5 protein-coding genes and 1 pseudogene are annotated in these 6,936 nt (G+C 40.8%); 1 reads left to right on the forward strand and 5 read right to left on the reverse strand.

Features of this window, described 5'->3' with window-relative positions:
- Positions 1–84 precede the first annotated feature (84 nt).
- The 3 genes and pseudogenes from ACFE90_RS34290 to ACFE90_RS34300 all read right to left on the reverse strand — a co-directional run bounded on the left by ACFE90_RS34290 (position 85) and on the right by ACFE90_RS34300 (position 3,409).
- A pseudogene (locus tag ACFE90_RS34290) lies at positions 85–414 on the reverse strand (DUF4058 family protein).
- A gap of 130 nt (positions 415–544) precedes the next feature.
- Positions 545–2,053: a UbiD family decarboxylase gene (locus tag ACFE90_RS34295; protein WP_375506744.1), complete on the reverse strand. Its 1,509-nt coding sequence runs from the start codon at positions 2,051–2,053 to the stop codon at positions 545–547.
- Between the two features lie 633 nt (positions 2,054–2,686).
- Entirely contained in the window at positions 2,687–3,409 is a 723-nt protein-coding gene (locus ACFE90_RS34300) for a carbonic anhydrase (protein WP_375506745.1), read from the reverse strand.
- A gap of 296 nt (positions 3,410–3,705) precedes the next feature.
- On the opposite strand from ACFE90_RS34300, the gene ACFE90_RS34305 reads away from it, so the two are divergent.
- Positions 3,706–5,010, forward strand: a complete 1,305-nt coding sequence (locus ACFE90_RS34305) for a hypothetical protein (RefSeq protein ID WP_375506746.1) — start codon at positions 3,706–3,708, stop codon at positions 5,008–5,010.
- An 832-nt stretch (positions 5,011–5,842) separates the two neighbouring features.
- Here the strand turns inward: ACFE90_RS34305 and ACFE90_RS34310 are convergent.
- Together ACFE90_RS34310 and ACFE90_RS34315 are read right to left on the reverse strand one after the other, a co-directional pair.
- Positions 5,843–6,571 (reverse strand): ABC transporter ATP-binding protein, encoded by a 729-nt coding sequence (locus tag ACFE90_RS34310; RefSeq protein ID WP_375506747.1) that lies wholly within the window; start codon positions 6,569–6,571, stop codon positions 5,843–5,845.
- A gap of 70 nt (positions 6,572–6,641) precedes the next feature.
- The gene (locus tag ACFE90_RS34315) at positions 6,642–6,866 is read right to left on the reverse strand and encodes a ferredoxin family protein (protein WP_012407913.1); all 225 of its coding nucleotides are present in this window, start codon (positions 6,864–6,866) and stop codon (positions 6,642–6,644) included.
- Between the last annotated feature and the right edge of the window lie 70 nt (positions 6,867–6,936).

The raw sequence follows: 6,936 nt of genomic DNA on the forward strand, positions 1-6,936 counted from the left end.
CTGCTTATAAAGCCAGTTTGGGCTACATTTGGGCTTGATTTTTGTTTAAGTCCCGATAGTAGTAATTAAGACCTCTGTCTCTATTTATCGTACTTCTAAATATCCTTCCCTAATACTCACTGGCATTGAAATTTTGACTTTTATAGGTTCAGATGTTGGTGCGGCAACTGCTACATTTGTAATGGTGGAATCAATTAGAGTCTGGCGATTTTTGACTATTACATTAGGAGTACCAATAAGCAAGGAATTCTCATCAGTTGTTTCATACATCCGCACTTATACCGCAACTCGATATTTAGGGCACAGTTGTGAAGATAAAAATCTGGCAATTTCACTAATGAGTAAATGATGTAATCCTGGAAATAATTCAGGATGTTCTAAATAAGGGTTCATTCCAGGAAATATAGAAAGCATTGATTTAACTCCTATTTTTTAACGCAATCTTTTTTCCCGTAATGTAGTGTTCCACCAATAATTACGAATTACGAATTAGTAATTAGTTCGTCACAGCAGTTATCTAATAACTGCTGTGACGAATAGCATACTACTTCATATCATAACCAAACAAATTTGGGTCTACTTCTCCTAACTGCAACTCTGCCAAACCATATTCCGCCCATCGTCTTTCTACCATCGCCGCGACATCTGGATCAGATTCCAAAGGCGAACCCCATTCATGGTCTGTTTCTGGCGGAATCTTTGTAGTCGCATCAATTCCCATACGTCCACCTAAGCCAATCTTCTCACTGGCAAAATCCAAGGTATCAAAAGGTGTATTCGGCAGAATAAAAACATCCCGCACTGGGTCAACTTTAGAACTAATCGCCCACACAACTTGACGCGGATCGCGAATATTTATGTCTTTATCCACAACAATTACAAATTTAGTGTATGTAAATTGTGGTAAAGCACTCCAAAACGCTAAAGCTGCCCGTCGCGCTTGTCCCGGATATGCTTTATCAATAGAGATAATCGCCGCTTTGTAACTCAAAGCTTCCATTGGTAGGAAGAAATCGATAATTTCTGATACTTGTTGCCGCAAAATTGGAGTATAAATGCGATTTAGTGCGATCGCCATCATTGCTTCTTCTTTAGGTGGACGACCGCTAAATGTTGTTAAGTAAATCGGATTTTTTCGGTGCGTCATACACTCAAAGCGTACCAATGGCGAATCTTCTACACCGCCGTAATAACCCATGTGGTCGCCAAAAGGCCCATCTGGTAAAACTTCTCCTGGTGTAATCGTCCCTTCTAAAACAAATTCTGAATCTGCGGGAACTTCTAAATTTACAGTTTTGCACTTCGCCAATTGCACACCAGAACCGCCGTAGAGTCCAGCAAACAGCCATTCTGATAAATCTACAGGGATGGGTGTGGCAGCTGCCATGATAATTAGAGGATCTACACCAAGTGCGATCGCAACTTCTAATTTCTTCCCACGTTCTGCCGCTTTTCGCAAATGCCTTGCCCCACCCCGCACCGATAACCAATGAACCGTCATCGTATTCTGAGATTGTAGTTGCAAGCGATACACACCTACATTTGGAGTACCCGTCTCACAATCTTTGGTAATTACTAGTCCCAGCGTGATAATCTTGCCAGCATCACCAATATAAGGACGTATCAAGGGCAACTTGTTTAAATCTAAATCATTACCTTGAAGTACAACTTGCTGACAAGCAGGGAAAAAGTCACGCCCTGGTTTCGCTTTCAGCACATCAAACAGCACTTTCCCAAAATCTATCGCTTGGGAAATCTTCTTCGGCGGTTTTGGCTGTTGCAGCATACTTAGTTTTTTCCCCAGAGTTTCCAATTCCTCTGGATGCTGCATATTCATCGCCCAGCAAATCCTTTCCACAGTTCCCATCAAATTCACCGCCACAGGGAAAGAAGCGCCTTTGACATTTTCAAACAACAACCCTGGGCCACCTTTTTGCAGCATCCGATTGGAAATCTCAGCAATTTCTAAATTTGGGTCAACTAAAGCTGAAATTCGCCGTAATTGTCCCTTGTCTTCTAAAATTTTAATGAATCCCCGCAAGTCTCTTGCCATTGTTCTAATAAAGCTGATTATTTAAGAAGTGTGAAGCGCTTTCTTATATTATGGGGCATTAGGCATTGGAAAGAGGCAGAGGGGCACTTAGCTGGGAGCAGAGAAGAAACGAGGCAATTTTTTATTCTCCTCCTTGTTGCCCTCTGCCCCTCCTGCTCATTCATCTCCCCATTTGGGGAATTGTTGGTTTTAATTAGAAATTAACCTATTTAGTAACTTTTCTTAACTGTGTTTTCCAAAGTATTTAGTTATTGTATCTAGGGATATGCAATTATTTTTTATAAATAAGCGCTAACCTGATCAAACATGGCCAGAATATACTATACCTTCCTGGCGGGCGGCCTTGTTATATGGCCCCTGCCGGATTTATTTGTTACAAGCTGCGACTGTGCCTTGCTTTTGGGTTTTTCTGAATTTTTGTAAGTTTGCATTAGTGTAGACCAACCCAGGCATCGCCGCCCCTACCAATGTATATGTGACAGGTATTTTGTTAAATGGTATAAGGAATATTTTTTTAAGTTGAGCAATGAATTTGATTAATTTTCAAGATTATCAATAAACAATATTTTATAACTAATAATTTTTTGCAACATAATTAAACGAAGAATCCTACACCTCAAAGCTGTGAGATTTTCAAGTAATAATGTTGACTTTACCAGTGTCAATATCGTAACAAGCGCCGACAATTTTTAGTTTCCCTTCATTGAGCAATTTAGCTAAGATTGTTGAGCTTTCCTGCAATTTTTCAGCCTGATACTGGATATTAGCTATAACTACATTCTGCATATTATCACCCGTTCTTAACTTTACCCTTTCTACAGATGGTTTGATACCCTCAATAATCAAACCAATTCTGCCAGGAAGTGGTTCGTTTTTGATTGCTTCTGCTACTGCACCGCATCTTTTATGACCCAAAATCACAATCAACTGCGAACCTAAAACTGCTGTAGAATATTCCAGACTACCTATAACCGTGTCACTGACGACATTACCAGCAACTCGCACGACAAATAAATCTCCAAGTCCTTGATCGAAGACAATTTCCGCAGGGACTCTGGAATCTGCACAACCTAATATAGCGGCAAAGGGATACTGAGCTTTAGCGACTAATCGCAAATGTTCTAATGATTGATCGGGATATTTACGTTTTTGTTGGATAAATCGTTGATTACCATCCAGTAAGCGTCTGATAGCTTCATTAGGATTAACTGGATTGGGGTTGTCTGAATGAATATCAGCAATAGCTGTTTGCTCTGTATTCCAAAAACTATCACCAAAAGCAGTAGCTGCAATACCTACTAAACTGGCAAATTTTAAGAAATTACGTCGCCCTACAAATCCATTAATTATACTCATCAATCTACCAGAAAACAAAGCTGTTATCAGGAAGATATCAGACTTAAGCAAGATGCAATAGTACCCTTTTACACGATTTAAGAGTCATTTAATCTTCAGATGGCATCGTAATTTAGCACTTAAGTATGTAGGCATAACTAAACATACAAGAAAATCCTAGTTCGTAGTGAGCGATTCATCGCTCATAGCAAGTTTTATCAGGACTAAAGTATTTACTACAAACCTTTAATTATTCATCCCTATGTATATATTTCCTGTGTTCTTTGGGAATACTTAACACAGTATTGGCTATATTTATGGCTTTTTTAAACAAAATCAACTGGAATTTTCTACGTAAAAATTCTCAAAATAGCTCTGGGATAGATCCATCTGCTCCTATCCAACAATCTACAACACCATTAACCCCTAAAAACCTAGCTAAATTAGAGCATGAAATGGAGCTAGAGAGGCAGGCTCTCAAAAAATTCTCTCAGCAAGTGCATAGCAAAGCCAAGCGGGGTATAGGTAGTAGACTTATTTGGATAACAATACTTATCGGTATTCCCGTTGGTGTGATTTGGGTGACGAACCAGCCTTACCAGGTGATTCGCCGTCCGGTGATGCTCCATGCACCTTTTTTGTTGCTACCCAGCTATATAAGTATGGATAATCACTATCGACAGGCATTGATATCAGTCGAGCAAGCTGAACAATTGATTGAAAAAGCTACCAGTCCAGCAGATTTGGCTTTGGGAGAAGAGAAGCTACAAGAAGCACAAAAACATTTAGATCAGTTACCAACTTCCTTTGTTAACGATTGGTCTGAATACAGATATTGGTGGTATGATTCGCACTTTAGCATCTACGGTTTTAATGCATTTCGGAGTCAAGTTGGACAACTAGAAGCTAAAGTTTTTCAAGAAAAGAATGCTCAGTCCTTGCTTACCAATAATATGCAGACCTTATTAAATGCAAAACAGCAATATGAACACGCGGCAACAGCAACTGATAAACAGACCGCAACAGCTGCTTGGCAGACAGCGCTTAATCAATTAGAGCAGATTCCTGGTCAAACTTTGGCAGGAAAAACTGTACAAAATCAACTAGATAATTATAAGCGTGAGTTTCAGGAAGTTGTTGGATTGGCCGCTGGGAACGATCGCATCAGTGCCTTAATTACCGCAGCGCGGCAATTTTCCTGGCAAGCTGCCAAAGCTGGTCAAAATCCACCGCATACCGTAACTGAATGGCGACAAATAGAAAATTTGTGGATAGAAGCAATTGGGCGGCTTAAAGAGATTCCTTCAAAAGACGTGGCTGGTTATACTGAGGCACAGAAATTATTAGCAATTTATGAGGCTAATTTAGGTCAAGTTAAGGTAAGGCGGCAAGCTGAGGCAGATGCTGTGGAGGCTTTAGAGGCAGCACAACGAGAAATTGAAAGCTTGTTAGCTTCAATTCCTGCTGATGCTCATGATGTGCAGCACAATCGGGTTTTGAGCCAATTGCAGAGTATTATTAATCAGTTAGAAAAAGTGCAAAATGGTACTACAGCCTATCTTAAAGCTCAAAAGTTACTACTGTCGGCAAATAATAAACTCAGACAGCTACAGATTAAGTAAATGGTAGCGATCGCTTTAGTATGTTAATACCTCCGCCAAAAATTTTTGGAATATTATAATGAATTAGGCTGTAGGAGCGTACAGCTATACGCTCCTACTTATATATCAGATATTTCGTGAAATGATATTAGACCATTTGTACTATGTGTTTTCTGTTTGATTTCTAGCCAGTTGTGGTGAAGCGGTGACGCTCGTGCTTGTTAAGTGCATCTAACCTTGAAAGGGTAGTTCACACGGGCGTCAACAACTGGCCATTGGGTGGGATTTTTGAGACGGGAATCGATCCCTTGTAGAATTTTCTCAATGTCCCAGTAACCCTGTTGATATCTAAATTAAAACTGCAACAGAAAAAATTTGGATGCCAAATTGCCAAAAGCACTCAATCAATTTTGATTGGGTAAACATAGGCGTTTTTATACCATGAGAAAACGCCCCAGGTTTCCTCTAGAGCGGCTTTGCAGGATTTGTTGCGACTCAGCAGTATATTAAAAACTGATGCAGAACTTTATATATAGGAAGTTCAGTAAGCCTTGCTGTTGAATTGGGGTTTTGCCCAATCCAGTTAATTTGCATTTTAGTCATTTTTTCCTGAATGAATGTCCTGTTTTACCTTTTTACTCGCTGTAGATGTGATTAGAAACGCAAGGATTATTGGGGAGAATTCTTTGAGCATCGAAAACGACGGTCGCGGCAGTGGCAGGAATTGTTATAGCTTTTGTATTAGTTTATAGATAGCGTAGGCGCAGCCCGCCCTAGACATTGCTATCGCCTGGTGAAGTTTCCTTATTAAAGTGGTCTTATGTTGAATGGGGGCAAGAGTAAAAAATCCGGATTAATGTCTTTTACCTGCTCCCAGATATAGCTCACCCACTTTAGGATCATTCAACAGTTCTTGACCTGGGCCTGAAATAGCATCGCGTCCTGACTCCAGTACATAGCCGCGATTAGCCATCTCTAAAGCCTTACGGGCATTTTGTTCCACTAATACGATCGCAGTACCCGCCTGATTAATTTGTTTAATCTGCTCAAACACTTGTGTCACCAAAATCGGGGACAAAGCAGCAGATGGTTCATCCAAAATCAGCAAACTAGGTTCCAACATCAAAGCTTTGCCCATCGCTAGCATCTGGCGTTCTCCCCCAGAGAGAGTACCGCCGCGTTGACGACGGCGATCGCTTAGTCTGGGGAACATAGTAAATATTTTATCTTTAATTGGTTTCAGGGGAACGTTAAGCACAAAAGCACCCATCTCCAAGTTCTCTTCAACACTAAGGGAGGGGAAAACATTGGCGATTTGCGGTACGTAGCACATTCCTCGCTGAACTATTTCATTGGACTTTAGCCCCACCATATTTTCACCTTTGAAGGTAATTGTCCCTGTGTGAGGGATCAAAAGTCCAAAAATTGCTTTTGCTAAAGTAGATTTACCAGCGCCGTTGGGGCCAATCACAGTTACCAATTCGCCTGGTGCAACGCGGAAATTCACTCCTTGCAGGATATCTACATCTTTGATGTATCCAGCATGGACATTTTGGACATCTAGTAAATAGTCATTTGTCATTTGTCATTTGTCGTTTGTCATTGGTCAACAGTCAAGTTAAAAATAGCTATTGACTGTTGACTATGGACTATTAAGGAGTTTTTTGCAACTCTGGTCGTTCTTCTGCAAGAATTGCCCCTTCTACTGGGCAAACTTGGAGACATATACCACAGTCGATGCAAGTGGCAAAGTCAATCCAGTACCAATCAGTTCCCTTGGCATTTTTACCTGGGCCATCATGAATACAAGCTACTGGACAGGCATCTACGCAGTCAGCGACGCCTTCACAGACTTCTGTAACAATTGTGTGCGGCATGTTCTTGATTCCCTCTTTTCTGTATCGGCTATTTCTAGCCTAGCAGGGGAGTGAGGGCAGGGGGCAGGGG

The sequence above is a fragment of the uncultured Nostoc sp. genome, assembly GCF_964245445.1.
Classification (GTDB): domain Bacteria; phylum Cyanobacteriota; class Cyanobacteriia; order Cyanobacteriales; family Nostocaceae; genus Nostoc.

What these genes read in the sequence shown, in the direction of transcription:
- ACFE90_RS34310 (WP_375506747.1), bottom strand. Translation starts at nt 6,571, where the DNA reads ATGACAAATGACTATTTACTAGATGTCCAAAATGTCCATGCTGGATAC.
- ACFE90_RS34305 (WP_375506746.1), top strand. Translation starts at nt 3,706, where the DNA reads ATGGCTTTTTTAAACAAAATCAACTGGAATTTTCTACGTAAAAATTCT.
- ACFE90_RS34295 (WP_375506744.1), bottom strand. Translation starts at nt 2,053, where the DNA reads ATGGCAAGAGACTTGCGGGGATTCATTAAAATTTTAGAAGACAAGGGA.
- ACFE90_RS34300 (WP_375506745.1), bottom strand. Translation starts at nt 3,409, where the DNA reads ATGAGTATAATTAATGGATTTGTAGGGCGACGTAATTTCTTAAAATTT.
- ACFE90_RS34315 (WP_012407913.1), bottom strand. Translation starts at nt 6,866, where the DNA reads ATGCCGCACACAATTGTTACAGAAGTCTGTGAAGGCGTCGCTGACTGC.